15 protein-coding genes and 1 tRNA gene are annotated in these 16134 nt (G+C 71.0%); 14 read left to right on the top strand and 2 right to left on the bottom strand.

Features of this window, described 5'->3' with window-relative positions; genetic code table 11:
• Positions 1–6: 6 nt before the first annotated feature.
• The 6 genes from BJ959_RS05930 (at position 7) to BJ959_RS05905 (ending at position 6891) form a co-directional block, all read left to right on the top strand.
• Positions 7–1185 (top strand): DNA polymerase III subunit delta', encoded by a 1179-nt coding sequence (locus tag BJ959_RS05930; RefSeq protein WP_153982950.1) that lies wholly within the window; start codon positions 7–9, stop codon positions 1183–1185.
• The gene (locus BJ959_RS05925) at positions 1182–2792 is read left to right on the top strand and encodes an alpha/beta hydrolase (RefSeq protein ID WP_341800048.1); all 1611 of its coding nucleotides are present in this window, start codon (positions 1182–1184) and stop codon (positions 2790–2792) included. Before BJ959_RS05930 ends, BJ959_RS05925 begins: the two co-directional genes overlap by 4 nt.
• An 89-nt stretch (positions 2793–2881) precedes the next feature.
• Positions 2882–2954, top strand: a tRNA-Thr gene (locus BJ959_RS05920).
• A gap of 49 nt (positions 2955–3003) precedes the next feature.
• Positions 3004–4422: an NERD domain-containing protein gene (locus BJ959_RS05915; protein WP_153982951.1), complete on the top strand. Its 1419-nt coding sequence runs from the start codon at positions 3004–3006 to the stop codon at positions 4420–4422.
• A gap of 788 nt (positions 4423–5210) precedes the next feature.
• On the top strand, positions 5211–5891 hold the full coding sequence (locus BJ959_RS05910) for a cation efflux transmembrane domain-containing protein (protein ID WP_243739055.1): 681 nt from the start codon (positions 5211–5213) through the stop codon (positions 5889–5891).
• A complete protein-coding gene (locus tag BJ959_RS05905) occupies positions 5884–6891 on the top strand; it encodes a DMT family transporter (RefSeq protein ID WP_243739056.1) in 1008 nt (335 codons plus the stop codon). The genes BJ959_RS05910 and BJ959_RS05905 overlap by 8 nt, the downstream gene beginning before the upstream one ends.
• On the opposite strand, the gene msrB is transcribed toward BJ959_RS05905, so the two are convergent.
• Complete coding sequence (msrB, locus tag BJ959_RS05900; RefSeq protein ID WP_153982952.1) at positions 6872–7303, bottom strand: peptide-methionine (R)-S-oxide reductase MsrB; 432 nt, start codon at positions 7301–7303, stop codon at positions 6872–6874. The genes BJ959_RS05905 and msrB overlap by 20 nt on opposite strands.
• 57 nt (positions 7304–7360) lie before the next feature.
• Between msrB and BJ959_RS05895 the strand changes: the two genes are divergently transcribed.
• The 4 genes from BJ959_RS05895 to BJ959_RS05880 all read left to right on the top strand — a co-directional run bounded on the left by BJ959_RS05895 (position 7361) and on the right by BJ959_RS05880 (position 12337).
• A complete protein-coding gene (locus BJ959_RS05895) occupies positions 7361–7861 on the top strand; it encodes a GNAT family N-acetyltransferase (RefSeq protein WP_341800049.1) in 501 nt (166 codons plus the stop codon).
• A gap of 7 nt (positions 7862–7868) precedes the next feature.
• Complete coding sequence (locus tag BJ959_RS05890; protein ID WP_165879056.1) at positions 7869–8597, top strand: HtaA domain-containing protein; 729 nt, start codon at positions 7869–7871, stop codon at positions 8595–8597.
• Positions 8598–8652: 55 nt separating this feature from the next.
• The gene (locus BJ959_RS12985; protein ID WP_153982954.1) at positions 8653–11280 is read left to right on the top strand and encodes an HtaA domain-containing protein; all 2628 of its coding nucleotides are present in this window, start codon (positions 8653–8655) and stop codon (positions 11278–11280) included.
• Between the two features lie 70 nt (positions 11281–11350).
• On the top strand, positions 11351–12337 hold the full coding sequence (locus BJ959_RS05880; RefSeq protein ID WP_183321902.1) for a DUF2332 family protein: 987 nt from the start codon (positions 11351–11353) through the stop codon (positions 12335–12337).
• On the opposite strand, the gene BJ959_RS05875 is transcribed toward BJ959_RS05880, so the two are convergent.
• A complete protein-coding gene (locus BJ959_RS05875) occupies positions 12315–13415 on the bottom strand; it encodes a heme/hemin ABC transporter substrate-binding protein (RefSeq protein ID WP_153982955.1) in 1101 nt (366 codons plus the stop codon). The two genes, BJ959_RS05880 and BJ959_RS05875, sit on opposite strands and share 23 nt — an antisense overlap.
• A 177-nt stretch (positions 13416–13592) precedes the next feature.
• Here BJ959_RS05875 and BJ959_RS05870 point away from each other — a divergent pair, with 177 nt between their 5' ends.
• The 4 genes from BJ959_RS05870 to BJ959_RS05855 all read left to right on the top strand — a co-directional run bounded on the left by BJ959_RS05870 (position 13593) and on the right by BJ959_RS05855 (position 15969).
• The gene (locus BJ959_RS05870) at positions 13593–13865 is read left to right on the top strand and encodes a DUF3263 domain-containing protein (RefSeq protein ID WP_341800051.1); all 273 of its coding nucleotides are present in this window, start codon (positions 13593–13595) and stop codon (positions 13863–13865) included.
• Positions 13866–13895: 30 nt separating this feature from the next.
• Complete coding sequence (locus BJ959_RS05865) at positions 13896–14477, top strand: LytR C-terminal domain-containing protein (RefSeq protein ID WP_153982957.1); 582 nt, start codon at positions 13896–13898, stop codon at positions 14475–14477.
• A gap of 189 nt (positions 14478–14666) precedes the next feature.
• The gene (locus BJ959_RS05860) at positions 14667–14870 is read left to right on the top strand and encodes a cold-shock protein (protein WP_153982958.1); all 204 of its coding nucleotides are present in this window, start codon (positions 14667–14669) and stop codon (positions 14868–14870) included.
• A 52-nt stretch (positions 14871–14922) separates the two neighbouring features.
• Positions 14923–15969 (top strand): DUF3048 domain-containing protein, encoded by a 1047-nt coding sequence (locus BJ959_RS05855; RefSeq protein ID WP_153982959.1) that lies wholly within the window; start codon positions 14923–14925, stop codon positions 15967–15969.
• Positions 15970–16134: the final 165 nt, after the last annotated feature.

The raw sequence follows: 16134 nt of genomic DNA, 5'->3' as shown, positions 1-16134 counted from the left end.
GGCCGCATGACGACCGCCTGGGAGGAGCTGACCGGCCAGGAGGCCGCCATCGCGGCGCTGCGGGATGCTGCTGCGGACCCCGAGGCGATGACCCACTCCTGGCTGATCACGGGCCCGCCCGGCTCGGGCCGCTCGAACCTCGCGTTCGCCTTCGCCACCGCGCTGCTGCAGGGATCCTCCAGCGGGCCCGATGGCGACCACGCAGCGGCTGCGCGCACCGCGGCGCAGGTCGCGGCCCGCACGCATCCCGACCTCGCCGTTCTCGCGACCGACCGGGTCGTCATCACGATCGAGGAGGTGCGGCAGCTCGTCGCGCAGAGCCAGTTCTCGCCGAGCATCGCCCCGTACCGCGTCATCATCATCGAGGATGCCGACCGCATGACCGAGCGCACGTCGAACGTGCTGCTGAAGGCGCTGGAGGAGCCGCCGCCGCGCACGGTCTGGGTGCTGTGCGCACCGAGCGCCGCCGATCTGATCCCGACGATCCGCTCGCGCGTGCGCGTCGTGCGGCTGCGCGTGCCGAGCGTCGCCGAGGTCGCCGAGCTGCTCGTGCGCCGTGACGGCATCGAGCCGGCGCTCGCCGAGCGCGCCGCCCGTGAGGCGCAGACGCACATCGGCATGGCGCTGCGCCTGGCGACCGACCCCGAAGCGCGCGAGCGCCGCGCCCGCACCCTGCAGCTCGCCCTCGGCGTGCAGAGCGTCAGCGGTGCCGTCGCCGCGGCCGAGCAACTGGTCGCGATCGCCACCGAGGACGCCAAGGCTCTGACCGCCGAGCGCGACGAGGAGGAGCGCAGCGCCGCCCTCCGCTCGCTGGGGCTCGAGCCGGGCGCGACGGTGCCGCCCGCGCTGCGCGCGAGCCTCCGAGCGCTGGAGGACGACCAGAAGCGCCGGGCGACCCGCTCGGTGCGCGACGGCATCGACCGCGTGCTCGTCGACCTCATGTCGCTCTACCGCGACCTGCTGATGCTGCAGCTCGGCTCCGGGCTCGAACTGGTCAACGAGGCGGTGCGCGGCGACCTCGAGCTCGCGTCCCGCGCCGGCAGCGCCGAGCGCTCGCTCGCGGCGCTCGACGCGATCGCCGTCGCCCGCCGTCGCATCGAGGGCAACACGCCCCCGCAGCTGGCCCTCGAGGCGATGCTCATCACGGCGGCGGGAAGGGTGCCGGCGCTAGGCTCTGCCCCGTGACCGGAGCCGACCGACCCACCGCCCTTCGTCCCTCGCGCCGTCCCTCGCGCTGCCGCGTGGCGCCCGGCCGCCGGGCCGCTGCCCTCGCCGCGCTCGTGCTCGTGCCCGCCCTGCTGCTCAGCGCGTGCGTGCCGGCGTGGCTGCAGGGCCTGGTGAACGGCGGCGAGACCTCGACCCCCACCGGCGAGGAGGTCGCCGAGGAGCTGCGGCCGTACTACACGCAGGTGCTCACCTGGACGGACTGCGGCGGGGGTGCGCAGTGCGCGACGGCCACGGCCCCGCTGGACTGGGAGAACCCCGGCGCGGGCGACGACATCGATCTGGCCCTCGTGCGGCACCCGGCGACGGGGGGACAGTCGCAGGGCTCGCTGTTCATCAACCCCGGAGGCCCCGGCGCGTCGGGCGTCGACTTCGTGCGCGACAGCGTCGACTTCGCGGTCAGCGCCGACCTGCAGCGCGAGTTCGACATCGTCGGGTGGGACCCTCGTGGCGTCGGCCGCTCGAGCGCGGTCGCCTGCTACACCGACCCCGCCGATCTCGACCAGTTCATCTTCGGCATCCCCGAGGCGGAGTTCGGCACGCCGGAGTGGGAGGCCGAGGTCACCGAGAGCTCCATCGCCTTTGCCGAGGCCTGCGCCGAGAACACAGGCCCGCTGCTCGAGTTCGTCGACACGAACAGCACCGTGCGCGATCTCGACATGCTGCGGGCGATCGTGGGGGATGCCCAGCTGAACTACCTCGGATACTCCTACGGCACCGACATCGGCGCGCGCTACGCCGACCGGTTCCCCGAGAAGGTCGGGCGGCTCGTGCTCGACGGAGCGACCGACCCGACGACGACCACCTTCGAGGTCGTGCTCGCGCAGTCGGAGGGTTTCGAGAACGCGCTGCGCGCCTACCTCGAGGCGTGCCCCGAGACCGATGCCTGCCCCTTCCCCGGCTCGGTCGACGAGAGCCTCGTACTGGTCCGCGCGCTGTACGACCGGCTCGATGCCGACCCGATCCCCGCTGACGACGGACGGTTCTTCGACGGCGCCGTGCTCGACATCGCCATCGCCACGGCCCTGTACGACGAGGGCTCCTGGTCCTTCCTCAGCCAGATGTTCACCGAGCTGCGGACGGGCATCGTCGACACGGGCTTCCTGCTGGCCGACTTCTACTACGGGCGCGAGAACGGCGAGTACATCGACAACTCCCTCGAGGCCTTCATCGCCATCAACTGCCTCGACTACCCGGTCGAGACCGACCGTGCGGTGATCGCCGAGCAGAACGAGCAGATCCGTGCCGTCGCGCCGACCACGGCCGACCCCTCGCCGCTCGGTGACGTGCTGTGCGCCAACTGGCCGTACCAGTTCGAGGGCGAGCTCGGCCCGGTGAGCGGCACGGGCGCCGCGCCGATTCTCGTCGTCGGCACGACGGGCGACCCGGCGACGCCGTATCAGTGGGCGGAGGCCCTGGCCGAGCAACTCGAGAGCGGCGTGCTGCTGACCTACGTGGGCGAGGGACACATCGCCTACGACGAGGGCGACCCGTGCATCGTCGACGCGGTCGACGCGTACTTCATCTCGGGCACCGTGCCCGTCGATGGGCTCGTCTGTCAGGGCTGACTCTCGCGTCTTCGGACAGCACAGGACGCGTCGGCGCACACAGGCGGAATCGGCTAAGCTTTCACACCGTGCCGCGGCTCGCCGCGCGCGCCGCCTTAGCTCAGTCGGCAGAGCGATTCACTCGTAATGAATAGGTCAAGGGTTCGATTCCCTTAGGCGGCTCCGATTCCCCTTCTACAAAGTTGACGCGCTCACCTGTAGCGTCCTCAACATGGGACTCCGTGTATTCCAAGGCTCTCGGCAGGCCTCTGCTCCGTACGAACTGAGTTTCTTCCGGAAGTTCGCGGCGGGTGTCTCCGCGATGTTTGAGCAGCAGAACCTGGATGGCGTCCTGCTTGGTCATCCCCGTGCACGAGAGACCCCGCGCCTTCAACCCGACGTCCTTCTTGTGCTTCCTCATTGCGTGGTGGTCATTGACTTCAAGAACATCTCTGAAGATGCAACGGTGTACCTGCCACGAGACTCTGGTGAGTTCCGTAGGGGCCGTTGGATGGCGACCGACAGGAGCGGCAAGTCGTTCGAGGTCAAGGGTGGCAAGAGCGTCAACCCATGTCAGCAGCTACATCGCCAGAGCAGCCTGGTGAAGGACATCCTTGTTGATCGCGTTGGCGTGGAGGTCCCGGTCTACGGTTGCGTTCTCTTTCACGGCGGCGCGCAGATTGTCGGGAAGGTACCTGGTCAACTTCAGCGGTACTTCTGGATAGCCAATTCGGATGACTACTTGAACGTTCTGCACGACCTCATCAACACCCGAGGTCTAGAGGCTGCTCTTGATCTCGATGCCGTTCTTCCGTTCTTCGAAGTATCTGAGCTCCGGGATCTCAGCCCACTTTCGGCCATGAGCCTGCAGAAGGCTCGAGAGGTGGGCGAAGTCAGCCAGGAGGCCTCCAAGCAGGCGACCGGGCTTGTTGACTTGCAGACCCGCGTGACGGAATTGGAGGAAAAGATCCGGGCTGGTACTGGTGTCTCCGAGTTGCGCGATCTCGCAGCGGAACTTGAGTCGCTCCGGGAGACTGAGAGGCTCGCGAGCGAGCGGGTGGCAAGGCTGACCCAGAAGTTGGAGACAGAACGAATGCAGCTCGCACTCGAGATCGAGCGCGAGCGCACGAAGCAACGAGAGCTGGAAGTCGCTGCGGAGTCAGCAAGGTTGCGGGCCAATGCCGCAGTAACGGTGCCCAGCGGAGTGAGTCGCCCACTAATCGTCGGTGCTGGTCTTCTTGCAGTTTCTGCCCTCATCGCGACAGCCGTCTGGGCAATCTCCAATTCGTCGAACTCGGAGAGTCAGACCCTTTCAGATCAGCGCGCCGGGAGTGAATGTGTCGAGGCCGCCGAAATGGCCAGTTTTGTCACAGCCAACGAGGCCGACGGAGTGGAATCTCTTGAGAACGTCTGCGTCAGCTTCTTCGCTACCAACGTCTATTCGAACGGTGAGCAGGTCTTCATCGAGGAAGCAGAAGGGGAAGGATTCAAGATCTACATCCCCTCGAGCGAGTACATCACTGAAGAGACGGCACGAACCGAGTACCTCGACAGGACGCTCGAGGTCCGCGGAGAGTTCAGCGTGTACGAGGGTGATGGTCGGCCTCAAGTCGAGGTGAGAGACACCGCGCAAATCGACGTGATCGACTAGTTTGGGAGGGTTTAGAGAGCGGCTCTCTACATATCAGCCATGTGCCTGCTGAATGCTGCCTCATGAGAATCCCGTTCCGCGCGGCACGCCGCCGAGTCTATGACTAGACCGGCTCGAATGTTGCGGTATCCAGTGAGCGCCATCGTGACCATTAGCGGCTCTCTCGCCGATGGCGACCGCCAACTGGGCGCTGATGCACAGCAAGTCGCTCGACCGTTCTTGCGCAATGGCTCCAGAGACCCTCGGGATCCTGCAATCGTTGAGCGTGGACCGTGCAACGGTTAGGTGACTTCACCGGACTCGTGATCGGTTGAGTTCACACCAAGCCCGCTGTCCCTAGAAACCAGAAGGGAGTCAAAATTGGAGCTCTCCGATGAGATCGTGAAACTCCTGAAGGCCCAAGTAGAGGCCCAGAACAGGACGACGAGAGCCGTTCGAACTCTTGCAGTCATTTCCATCTACTCGTGGTTGACCGCTCTGGTGGCCTCGCCGTTGCTCGTTTGGGGCGTTCTTGCGCCGCCATGGGACTCAGCCCGCGGTTGGGGAGTTGGGCTTGGTATCGCAGTACTCGCTATAGGTGCAATCGGCACTCTCTTGCTGGCTGCGAGCGAGTTCTGGAGATCACGACCCGACGATTGACAACTGTTTCGCTCGAATGTCGCGGCGCTACCCTTGACGCGTACCAGCCGCTAACCGTGCGAGGGGTTGGGTCCGGGCTGGGCGGCGACCGTGTTGAACGGCCATCTGCAGTGGAGATCACCCCTGCGCGGCGTGGGATGCTGATGCCGATGGACTCAACCCCTGAGCGGTCCGGCTCGACGCAGTTCGGTTCTGGGACGCCCGCTGCGGCGCAGGCCGGCGCGACCACGGCACTGCGGCGAACCGTTCTCGTCGTCGCCGCGATCAACGCCGCCTACTTCGTCGTCGAGGTCGCGGTGGCGCTCGCCATCGGCTCCGTCGCGCTGCTCGCCGACAGCGTCGACTTCCTCGAGGACACGGCGGTCAACCTGCTGATCGCGCTCGCGCTCGGCTGGTCGCTCGCCGCGCGGGCGCGGGTCGGGCGGGTGCTGGCCCTGGTGATCCTGCTGCCGGCGGCCGCCGTCGTCGTGCAGGTCGTGCTGAAGGTCGGCGACCCCGAGGCGCCCGCGGTGGCACCACTCGTGCTCGCGGCCGCCGGGGCCGCGCTGGTCAACCTGGTGTGCGCGCTGCTCCTGGCTCGCATCCGCGCCGCCGGAGGCTCGATGGTGGGCGCCGCCTGGTACGCGGCCCGTAACGACGTGATCATCAACCTCGCCATCATCGCGATGGGGTTCCTGACGCTCCTCGTCGGCACCGGCTGGCCCGACATCGTGCTCGGCGTTCTCATCATCGTGCTCAACGGGCGCGCCGCGCTCCTCGTCTGGCGACTTGCGGGCGAGGAGAGCCTCGCGGCCCGCGCGCTCGCGGGGGAGGACCTCGACGATGACTGACCCGATGCCCGTCAACCCCTCGGAGCCGGCCCGGCACCCGCGCCTGGTGACCGCCGCCGCGATCGCTGCGACCATCGGCGCCGGCGTGCTCGTCGCCACCCAGCATCGCGTCAACGGCGAGCTCGGGCAGCGCCTCGACGACGGATTCACCGCCGCGCTCATCTCGTTCGGCAGCGGCTGGCTGCTGCTCATGGCCGTGCTCGCCGTGTCGCCGCGCGGGCAGCGCGGCCTCCGCGCCCTCCGCACCGAGGTGCGGGCCGGGCGACTGCCGTGGTGGCTGCTCCTCGGCGGGCTCGGGGGCGCCGTGCTGGTGCTCTCGCAGGGGCTGGTGGCGGGCATCCTGGGCGTCGCGATCTTCACCATCGCGTCAGTCACCGGGCAGACCGTCAGCGGCATGATCGCCGACGCCACCGGGTTCGCGGGCATGGGGCGCACGCCCGTGACGGCCCAGCGCGTGCTCGGGGCAGTGCTCACGCTCAGCGCGGTCGCCGTCGCGGTGGGGCCGCGGCTCGCGACCGACGTGCCGGTCGCGGCGATCATCCTGCCCCTCGTCGCCGGTCTCGCGATCGGTCTGCAGCAGGCCGTGAACGGCCGGGTGCGCCGCGACGCCGACTCGGCACTCGCCGCCACCACCCTCAACTTCGCGATCGGCACGGCGGCCCTCGTCGTGGCGACCGGGGCGCACCTGCTCATCGTCGGCCTGCCCGCGACGCCGCCGAGCGAGCCGTGGCTCTACCTGGGCGGCGCGGTCGGCGCGATCTTCATCGCTATCCAGACGGTGACGGTGGCGCGCATCGGCGTGCTCGTGCTCGGGCTGAGCCTCGTCGCCGGGCAGCTGGCCGGGGCGCTGCTCTACGACCTCGTGGCCCCGATCGGGGTGCCCACGACGGGCTCGACCGCGCTCGCCGTGACGCTCACGCTCGCCGGGGTGACGATCGCGGCGCTGCCGCGGCGTGCCGCGGGTCCGCGCCCGGGCGGTGCTACTCGCTCTCGGGAGTGAAGTTCAGCGCCAGCGAGTTCATGCAGTAGCGGTCGCCGGTGGGCGTGCCGAAGCCGTCGGGGAAGACGTGGCCCAGGTGCGAGCCGCAGGTGGCGCAGCGCACCTCGGTGCGCACCATGCCGAGCGAGGTGTCCTCGAGCAGCTCGACCGCCTCCGGCCGCACCGACTCGTAGAAGCTCGGCCAGCCGCACCCCGAGTCGAACTTGGTGCCCGCCTGGAAGAGCTCGGCGCCGCACGCGCCGCAGGTGTAGAGGCCGGCACGGCTCTCGTCGAGCAGCTCGCCCGTCCAGGCGCGCTCGGTGCCCGCCTGGCGCAGCACCTGGTAGCGCTCCTCGCCGAGCTCGGCGCGCCACTGCTCCTCGGTCTTCTGCACCGCGTAGGTCTTGTCGTCGGCTGCCGGGTTGTGGCCCATCGTTCCTCTTCTCCCCGCCCGCGAGCGGTTGATCCTCCCCCCATTAAACTCGCAAACGTGGTCGACTCTTCCCCGGTGCGCCGAACCTGGAGCGACCTGACTCTCGACGAGTTCTTCGACATCGCCGCCCTGCGCACCGAGATCTTCTTCCTCGAGCAGCGCATCGACGAGCCCGAGCTCGACGCCCGAGACCGCGAGGCGACCACCGAGCACTGGTGGATCGCCGACGAGCACGGCCCCGCGACCTATCTGCGCGTCGTCGTCGACGACACCCCGCAGCCGGGCAATCGGGATGCCCGCACCCTGATCGGCCGCGTCGTCACCCGCGCCGACCGCCGCGGCGAGGGTCTCGCGCGCCGCCTGCTCGCGCACGTCGTCGAGCAGCACGGTCATGAGCCGCTCGCGCTCCACGCGCAGGTCTACGCGCAGCCGCTGTACGCCGGCGTCGGGTTCGAGGCCTATGGCGACGAGTACCTCGAGGCGGGCATCCCGCACATCGGCATGTATCGCGCGGCCGCGACACCCTCGATCGGCATTCAGCCCCGCCGCGTACGCTGACAGCATCATGCTCGCCGCGCTCGCTCTCACCGCCTCGTTGGTGGCCGCGCCGGCATCGGCCTGCGTCGCCACCGAGGGCGGATTCGACTGGGGCTTCAAGGAGTCCTTCCGCGCCTACCTGAGCGGCTCGATCGCGAACGGCGCGTGGACCACCGAGGGCGGCATCGGCTACGAGACCCCGGTCTTCACGACCGACGCGCTCGAGGGCGACCTCGCACTGGCCCCGCTGAGCGGCGAGCTCGCCGTTGACGGCGCGATGCGCTTCACCGGTCACGAGGGAATCCTCGACACGACGATCTCGAATGTGCGGCTCGGGCTCGTCGACGGTCAGCGGCTCGAGCTCGTCGTCGACCTGCGCGGCACAACGCAGGAGTTCGTCGAGGTCGACACCGCTGACGTGCTCTTCGCCACGGGCGACCTGGCGGCCGCCGCGTGGACGGCAGGGGACGACGGGCTGCTCATCGCGGGCATTCCGCTGACGCTCACCGAGCAGGGGGCCGAGGCGTTCGGCACCTACCCGGCCGGCGAGGCCCTCGACCCCCTCGACCTGCGCCTGACGACGACCGCGGACTGCGCCGAGCAGGCGATCGCCGCCCGGCAGTCGGGGGCGGGGATGCTCGCGCCGCTGCTGATCGTCGGCGTCGTGCTGATCGGGGTCGCAGCCTCGGTCGTCGTGCACCTGCGGCTCCGCGCCGCGAAGCGCCGTTCACACACGGTGAACATTCAGGACGAATGATTTTCACGGGATAAGGTAAGCCTAACCTTACTTTTTCTCGACCCGGGAGTCCTCTGTGCCCATTGCACCACCCCGGCGACGCTCGCGCCTGCGCGCGTCGCTCGTCGCTCTGACCGCCGCTCTCGCGGTGCTCGCCCCCTCGCTCCTCGTCGTCGGAACCGCACCGCCGACCGCGGCCGCGGCCACCGTGACGGCGGCCGAGACGGCGGTTCCGACCGTCACCGTCACGCCCAGCACGGGCCTCGAGCCCGGTGATGTCGTCACGGTGACGGGCACCGGCTTCGGCCCGCAGCCGCCCGCGACCACGGCATCGCGCCCGCCGCTCGCCGGCCAGTTCGGCGGCGTGTATGTCGTCTTCGGCGCGTTCGCCAGCACCTGGAAGCCGAGCGAGGGCGCGCCCTCCTCCGCCCGCGTGGGCGCCCCGGGCCAGACCCGGTGGGTCGTGAACCCCGAGAACGTGGCCACGATCGGCGGCGCGAGCCGCGGCGGCGTCGCGATCAACCCCGACGGCTCGTTCACGGTCGAACTGACGGTGACCGACGAGTTCACCGGGATGCTCGCCGACGGAACCCTCGGCGTCTACACCTTCGCGGGCGGCGGCGTGGTCTACGCGCCCTTCGAGACGGCCACGCCGGTCACCTTCGCGCCGCCCCCTCCGAGCATCACCGTGACGCCGACCGAGGGCCTGCAGCCCGGCGATACCGTGACCGTCACCGGTGCGAACTTCGGCCCGCAGCCGCCCGCGACCACGGCATCGCGCCCGCCGCTGGCCGGCCAGTTCGGCGGCGTCTACGTCGTGTTCGGCGCGTTCGCGAGCACGTGGAAGCCCAGCGAGGGCGCGCCCTCCTCGGCCCGCGTCGGGGCGCCCGGCCAGACCAAGTGGGTCGTGAACCCCGAGAACGTCGCCACGATCGGCGGTGCGAGCCGCGGCGGTGTCGCGATCAACCCCGACGGCTCGTTCGAGGTCCAGCTGACGGTCACCGACGAGTTCGCCGGGATGCTGGCCGATGGCACCCTCGGTGTCTACACCTACGCCGGTGGCGGGGTGGTCTACGCGCCCTTCGAGACCGCGACGCCGCTCAGCGTCGGAGCCCCCGAGCCGACGCCCACGCCGACCCCCACCCCGACGCCGACCCCGACCCCCACCCCGACCCCGGACGTGACGCCGCCGCCCGCCGACCCCTCGACGGCCGGCAGCCTCCGCTGGGGCGTCAAGCAGTCGTTCGACGACTACGTCGTCGGCCCGATCGCTCAGGGCACGATCACCGTGTCGGGTGCGAGCGCCCAGGGCTCCGTCGTCGTGTTCCCGCAGAGCTCGCCGGCGGGAACCACCGGCACCGTCGCCTTCCGCGGCGCGGTGCGCTACCTCGGCCACGACGGCACCCTCGACGTGACCATCGCGAACCCCACGGTGCGCCTCGTCTCCGACGCCCGCGGCGAGCTCGTCGCCGCCGTGAACGGCACCCGCGTCGTGCTCGCGAGCCTCGCGCTCGACCGCGGCTCCCGCAGCGAGCTGCCTGACGGCTCGGTGCGCTGGGCCGGAGTTCCCGCGACGCTCACCGCGGCGGGAGCTCCCGTGTTCAGCTACCAGGGCAATGCCTTCTACGCGCCCGGCACGGCGCTCGACCCCGTGACGTTCACCATCGGGGCGCCCTCCGAGGCGCGCGCGGGCAGCCGCCTCGTCGGCGCGTTCGTCGAGCGCAGCATCCCGAGCTCGCCGCCCGCCACGACCGGCCTGTCGGTCGTCGGGGCCGAGCCGAGCGCCCTGCAGCCCGGTCAGCGCGTGACGCTCAGCGCCGACGGGTTCGGTGCGGGCGAGACGGGCATCGACGTCGTCGCCTACAGCGATCCGACGGTGCTCAGCGAGACCGTCGTCGCCGACGCGAACGGCGTCGCGACCTGGTCGGGCACCCTGCCGGCCGACCTCGTCGGTGTGCACACCCTCACCCTGCAGGGCAGCGTCGACCGCGGCATCGTGGTCACGATCCGCGAATTGGCCGCCACCGTCTCGATCGCGGGCGCCTGCCAGCTGCAGGATGCGGAGCTCGGGTGGGGCTTCAAGGAGTCCTTCCGGGCCTATGTGAGCGGGGCGATCGCGCGCGGCGAGTGGGAGGCGCTCGACGGTGCCGTCTACGAGACGCCGACCTTCCGCTTCAGCGGCGCGGGCGCTCTCGAGCCGGGCACGGGGGAGGGCGAGATCGTCTTCGCCGGCGGGATGCGGTTCACCGGTCACGGGCAGATGCTCGACACCACCCTCGCGAACCCGCGCCTGGTGATGCTCGACGCCGACACTGCGCAGCTGGTGCTCGACGTGACGGGCACCACGCAGGCGGGCGATGCGGTCGCGGCCGAGGGCGTCGTGTTCGCCGATGTCGACCTCGGCGCCGCCGAGCGCTCGGCCGAGCAGGGCCGCCTCGTCATCGCGGGGGCACCCGCCACGCTGACGGCGACCGGCGCGGAGGCCTTCGGCACCTACCCGGCCGGGGAGACCCTCGACCCGATCACGCTCACGGCGAGCCTCGCCGACGACTGCGGAGCACCCGCGGCCGTCGAGACGGGCGCCGCGGCGCCGGTCGCCGCGACCGAGGCGGGCGTGCCCGCCTGGGTGTGGGCGCTGATCGCCGGTCTGCTCGCCGTGATCGGCGTGCTGGTCGCGCTGGTGCTCCGCCGCCGCGCGGTCTGATCCGCATCCCGACCCGCCGCGCCGCGGCGGCCACCGCGGTGGTGCTCGCGGGCCCTGGAACAATGGGCCCGTGAGCACCACCGCTGAGCGGTACCACCGCTTCGCCCGCGAGGCGCGCGAGCGCTCGCCGAGCTACGCGGCCTGGGCGCGCGCCGTCGCCGAGAACGACGAGTGCCTCGCCCTCATCGACACGCTGCCCGTCGCCGACCGGCAGCCCGTTCTCGTGCTGACCGCCGCGCGCTTCTCCGGTCTCCCCCGCGGCGGCGACATCGTGCCCTGGCTCGAGGCCGAGTGGGACGCCGTGGCGGCCATCGCCCGGGAGCGCGCCACCCAGACCAACGATCCGCGGCGCACCTCGGCGCTGCTCGCCGCCCTGCAGGGCATCCCGGGGCCGATCGCGCTCCTCGAGGTCGGGGCCTCCGCCGGCCTCGGCCTGCTGGTCGACCGCTACAGCCACGTCTACATCGACGCCGACGGATGCCCGCACCGCGTCGACCCCGCCGACGGCCGCTCGCCCCTCGAGCTGGAGTGCCGCCTCGGGCCGGGCGTGCCCGTGCCGACCGCCATGCCCGACATCGTGTGGCGCCTCGGCCTCGAGCGAAAGCCCGTCCGGCTCGACGACGCCGAGGACGAGCGCTGGCTGCGAACCCTGATCTGGCCGGAGGAGCGGGAACGGGCGGTGCAGCTCGACCGCGCGATCGCCGTCGCCCGCGAGCATCCGGTGCGGGTCGTCACCGGCGATGCCGTCGACGGGCTCGCGAGCGCCTGCGCGCAAGCCCCGGCCGGGGCGACGCTCGTCGTCGCGAGCCCGGCGGTGCTCGTCTACCTGAGCCCGGCCGACCGCGCGCGCTTCGTCTCCGCGGTCGGCGAGCTCGCCCACCACTGGATCTCGCTCGACGGCCGCACCGTGCTGCCCGACCTGCGCGCTGCCGCCGACGTCAGTCTGCCGGGCGACGACGGGGACTTCCTGCTCAGCCGCGACGGGGAGCCGCTCGGCGTGGTCTCGCCGCACGGGGAGCGCATCGACCGTTGGGTCAGGGAGCGTAGATCGCTCTAGCCAGTGCGTCGAGCACCGCGGGCGTGCGCGGCCCGAAGCTCAGCACCTCGCCGTCGGCCATGTCGACGAAGCGGCGCGCCTCGCCGGCGCGGGTGAGCGCCACGGCGGGCTTCTCGGCGAGCAGCCCGTCGACGCCGCCGACGCTCTCGAGACCCGCGGTCATCACGAGGATCAGGTCGGGATTCGCGGCGATCAGCGCCTCATCGGTCATCGGCCGCAGGCCCTGCCAGCCGATCTCGCCGGCCACGTCGATGCCGCCGAGGGCCGTGATCAGCTCGTCCGCTCCCGACTCCTCGCCGAACAGGTAGTAGATGCCGGAGGCGCCGCGCAGGTAGAGGAACAGGATGCGCACGCGGTCGGCCGGGTCCTCCGGGCGGATGCCCTCGATCGCGGTCACGACGTCGTCGATCTCACCGTCGAGCCGCTCGGCGAGCAGCTCGCCGGCCTCGGGGGCGCCGAGCGCGGCCGACACCTGGCGGGCTAGCTCGGCGGGGGCGGCGAGCCCCGGCTCCGCATCCACGTAGACCACCGTCACGCCGGCGTCGCGCAGCTGCAGCACCACGTCGGTCGGCCCGACGGTGCCGTCGGTGATGACGATCGAGGGCCGCAGGGCCAGCACGGCCTCGCTGTTGATCGCGTGACCGCTGCTGGTGACGATCGGCAGACCCTCGGCCTCGGGGAAGGTTGTCGAGATGTCGCGACCGATGACGGAGTCGCCGAACCCGAGAGCGAAGACGGTCGCGGCGATCGAGCCGGCGATGTCCAGCGGCAGGATCCGGCTGGTGTCGGTGACGGTGATCTCGCGGTCGCCGTCGAGGTCGCGCGAGACGACGGTCGCGGGCAGGCTCTGGGCGGGGTCGGTCGTGATGGGCTCGATCGCCGCGTCGGCGATGAGAGCCGTCGAGGGTCCGGTCAGCGATCGGGGGTCGTCGCTCACCACGAGCTCGCTCAGCGGCACCCGCGGGCCGATCGGCGCGGTGGGCTCGCTCGTCGATTCCGGTGCGGCGACGGCGCACCCGGCGAGCAGTGCGACGAGCGCGAGGGCTGCGGGCAGGGCGAGAGTGGTGCGGCGGGTCATCGGAGTCCGGTCGGTCGGTGCGCCGCTCGGCGGCGTGGGGAGCGGCACAGGGCGTGCTCGGAGAGTTAGGCAAGCCTAACCTGCTCCCCTGTGGGGAGGATGTGCGCCCTTGCGAGCCTGCCCGAGCCGCCGCGAGCCGTCCAGGGCCGAAGGTCCTGGCCGCGTACCCTCGACGCTGTGGATGCCCCTGCCGAGTCCCTCGACGAGCGCGCGCAGCGCGTGCTCGAGTTCGAGCGCGCGTGGTGGGGCCACAGCGGCGCGAAGGAGCTCGGCATCCGCCGCGAGTTCGGGTGGACCGCGGCCCGCTACTATCAGGTTCTGAACGCCGTGATCGACACCGAAGTCGCCGTGCGGTACGACCCCGTTCTCGTGGGGCGGCTGCGCGACGTGCGCGACGATCGCGCGCAGCGGCGCCGCACCCGACGTGCGGGCGCCTCCGGCGCTGCCTGAGACCACCCTCCTCTGGAAGGCATCATCACGATGGCCGAGTTCCCCCGCGACCGCTTCGACGAGGTCCCCGCATCCCTGGGGCGCGTCGGCGCCCACCGCGCCCCGCGCTCGCGCCGCGGCGCATGGGTCGCCACGGCCTGGGCCGCCCTCGCCAGCGGACTGCTCGTCGTGCTCGGGCTTTACCTGCTCTCCACGATCACCGACCGGGTGACGTTCGAGATCCCCGGCTTCGGCACGGCCGAGCCCATGCCCACCCCGACTGCGACGCCCTCGCCGACCGCGACCATCGAGCCGATCATCGACCCGGCCGAGGCCGAGCTGCCCGACGGCTTCACGATCACGGTGCTCAACGGCACCGCGGTCGACGGCCTCGGCGCCACGGCTCGCGGGCTCATCGTGGACCCCGGCTGGCGCGTCGGCACGGTCACGGCCGCCGCGCAGACCGACATCGAGGAGACGGTCGTGTTCTACAACGACCCCGCGCTCGAGCGAGTGGCCGCCGGCATGGTGGCGCTGCTCGGAGCGGGCACGATCGAGCAGTCCGATGCGTTCCCGGGCGCCCCCATCACGATCGTGCTGGGTGCCGACTTCGCCGCCGTCGCCGGCGGTTGATCGGCGGCTGATCGGCGTCGGAGCGAGGTCTCCCCGCCGCGGCGGGGAGGTGCGGGCCCGGATGCGGTCCGCGCGTTACGCCCGCGTTTCGGGGTCGTAACGAGTCTGTTCACGCTGCCTCCGAGCCCTTCTCCGATCGGCCCGCCGCCCGTATTCTCGCCGCACAACCGTTCTGCGAGGAGCTCCACCATGCCCCAGGGGACCGTCAAGTGGTTCAATGCCGAGAAGGGCTTCGGCTTCATCACCCGTGCCGACGGCGAAGGCGACGTCTTCGTCCACTACAGCGGCATCGATATGCCCGGCTACAAGGTGCTCGAGGAGGGCCAGACGGTCACCTTCGAGATCGGAACCGGCTCCAAGGGGCCGCAGGCTGAGGGCGTTCAGGTCGCCTGACGCTCCGCCGCGTTCGACCGCAGGACGCAGGCCGGGGGTTACAGTGGCCGACATGAGCCGGAGCGCAGCCCGCAGCCGTCGATGGGCGCGGTCGGTCGTGGTCGTCGGGGCCGTGGTCGTCGCCGTCACGGGGTGCGCCACTGAGCCGCCGCCGATGCCGAGCCCCTCACCCACCGAGACGTACGTCTCGACCTACGTGCCGCCCGAGCCGTACGACATCGCGCCGCTCACCGGCGAGCAGGTCGCCGTCGGCAGCCTCACCGAGCCCTCACTGGCCGCGAAGGTCGACAACCATCCCGCCGCGCGCCCGCAGATCGGGCTCGAGCGCACCGACATCGTGTACGAGGAGCTCGTCGAGGGCGGCCTCACCCGGTACGTCGCGGTCTGGCACTCGGACGTTCCCGACCTCATCGGACCGGTGCGGTCGATCCGTCCGATGGACCCGGACATCATCTCTCCGCTGGGCGGCATCGTCGCCTATTCGGGCGGCCAGTACCGCTTCGTCGAGATGATGCGCGCCGCTCCCGTCGTCAACGCCATCCACGGCCAGGCCGACACTGCCGACACCTTCTTTCGGGGCGACAACGCATTCGCCCCGCACAACGTGCTCGTGCGCGCGCCCCAGGTGATCGCCCAGCACAGCGAGCTCAAGCCGCCCGCGCAGCAGTTCGCGTTCTCCGAGAGCATCGCCTCGGCCACCGCCACCAAGGAGGGCTCGCCGACGAGCCGCATCGACCTGGTCTTCGGCGGCTGGAGCACCCCCTCGTGGCGATGGAAGGCCGAAACGGAGCGCTGGGTGCGCTTCCAGACCGGCGGGGCGGCCGATACGGATGCCCAGGGCGATCAGCTCAGTGCCGTCAACGTCGTCGTGCTCCGCGTGCCCGTGCAGGTCATCTCGGGCATCCCGACCACGAAACTCATCGGCAGGGGCGAGGCCTGGATCTCCACGGGCGGCGCAACCGTCCGCGCGACGTGGTCGAAGGCCTCGATGACCGCGCCGATCCGCATCCTCGACCGGCATGGTGTCGCCGTGCGGCTCGCGCCGGGCAACACCTGGGTCGAGCTCGTACCGCTCGACGGGTCGGCCACCTTCCGGTAGAGCATCCGTCGCCGCGCCCGGCGCAGCGAGCCGGGTGCTGCCGCCGCCCCGCCCCGGTGCGGATGCCGCCCGCGCGGCTTGCACTCGCCTGCTCCGAGTGCCAGAATCATTTAGCACTCATGCTCTGTGAGTGCCAACAGCTACCGCACGTGAGACGTCCGGGAG

Source organism: Microcella frigidaquae, from assembly GCF_014200395.1.
Lineage (GTDB): Bacteria > Actinomycetota > Actinomycetes > Actinomycetales > Microbacteriaceae > Microcella > Microcella frigidaquae.
This window is presented reverse-complemented; position numbering and strand designations above follow the sequence as displayed.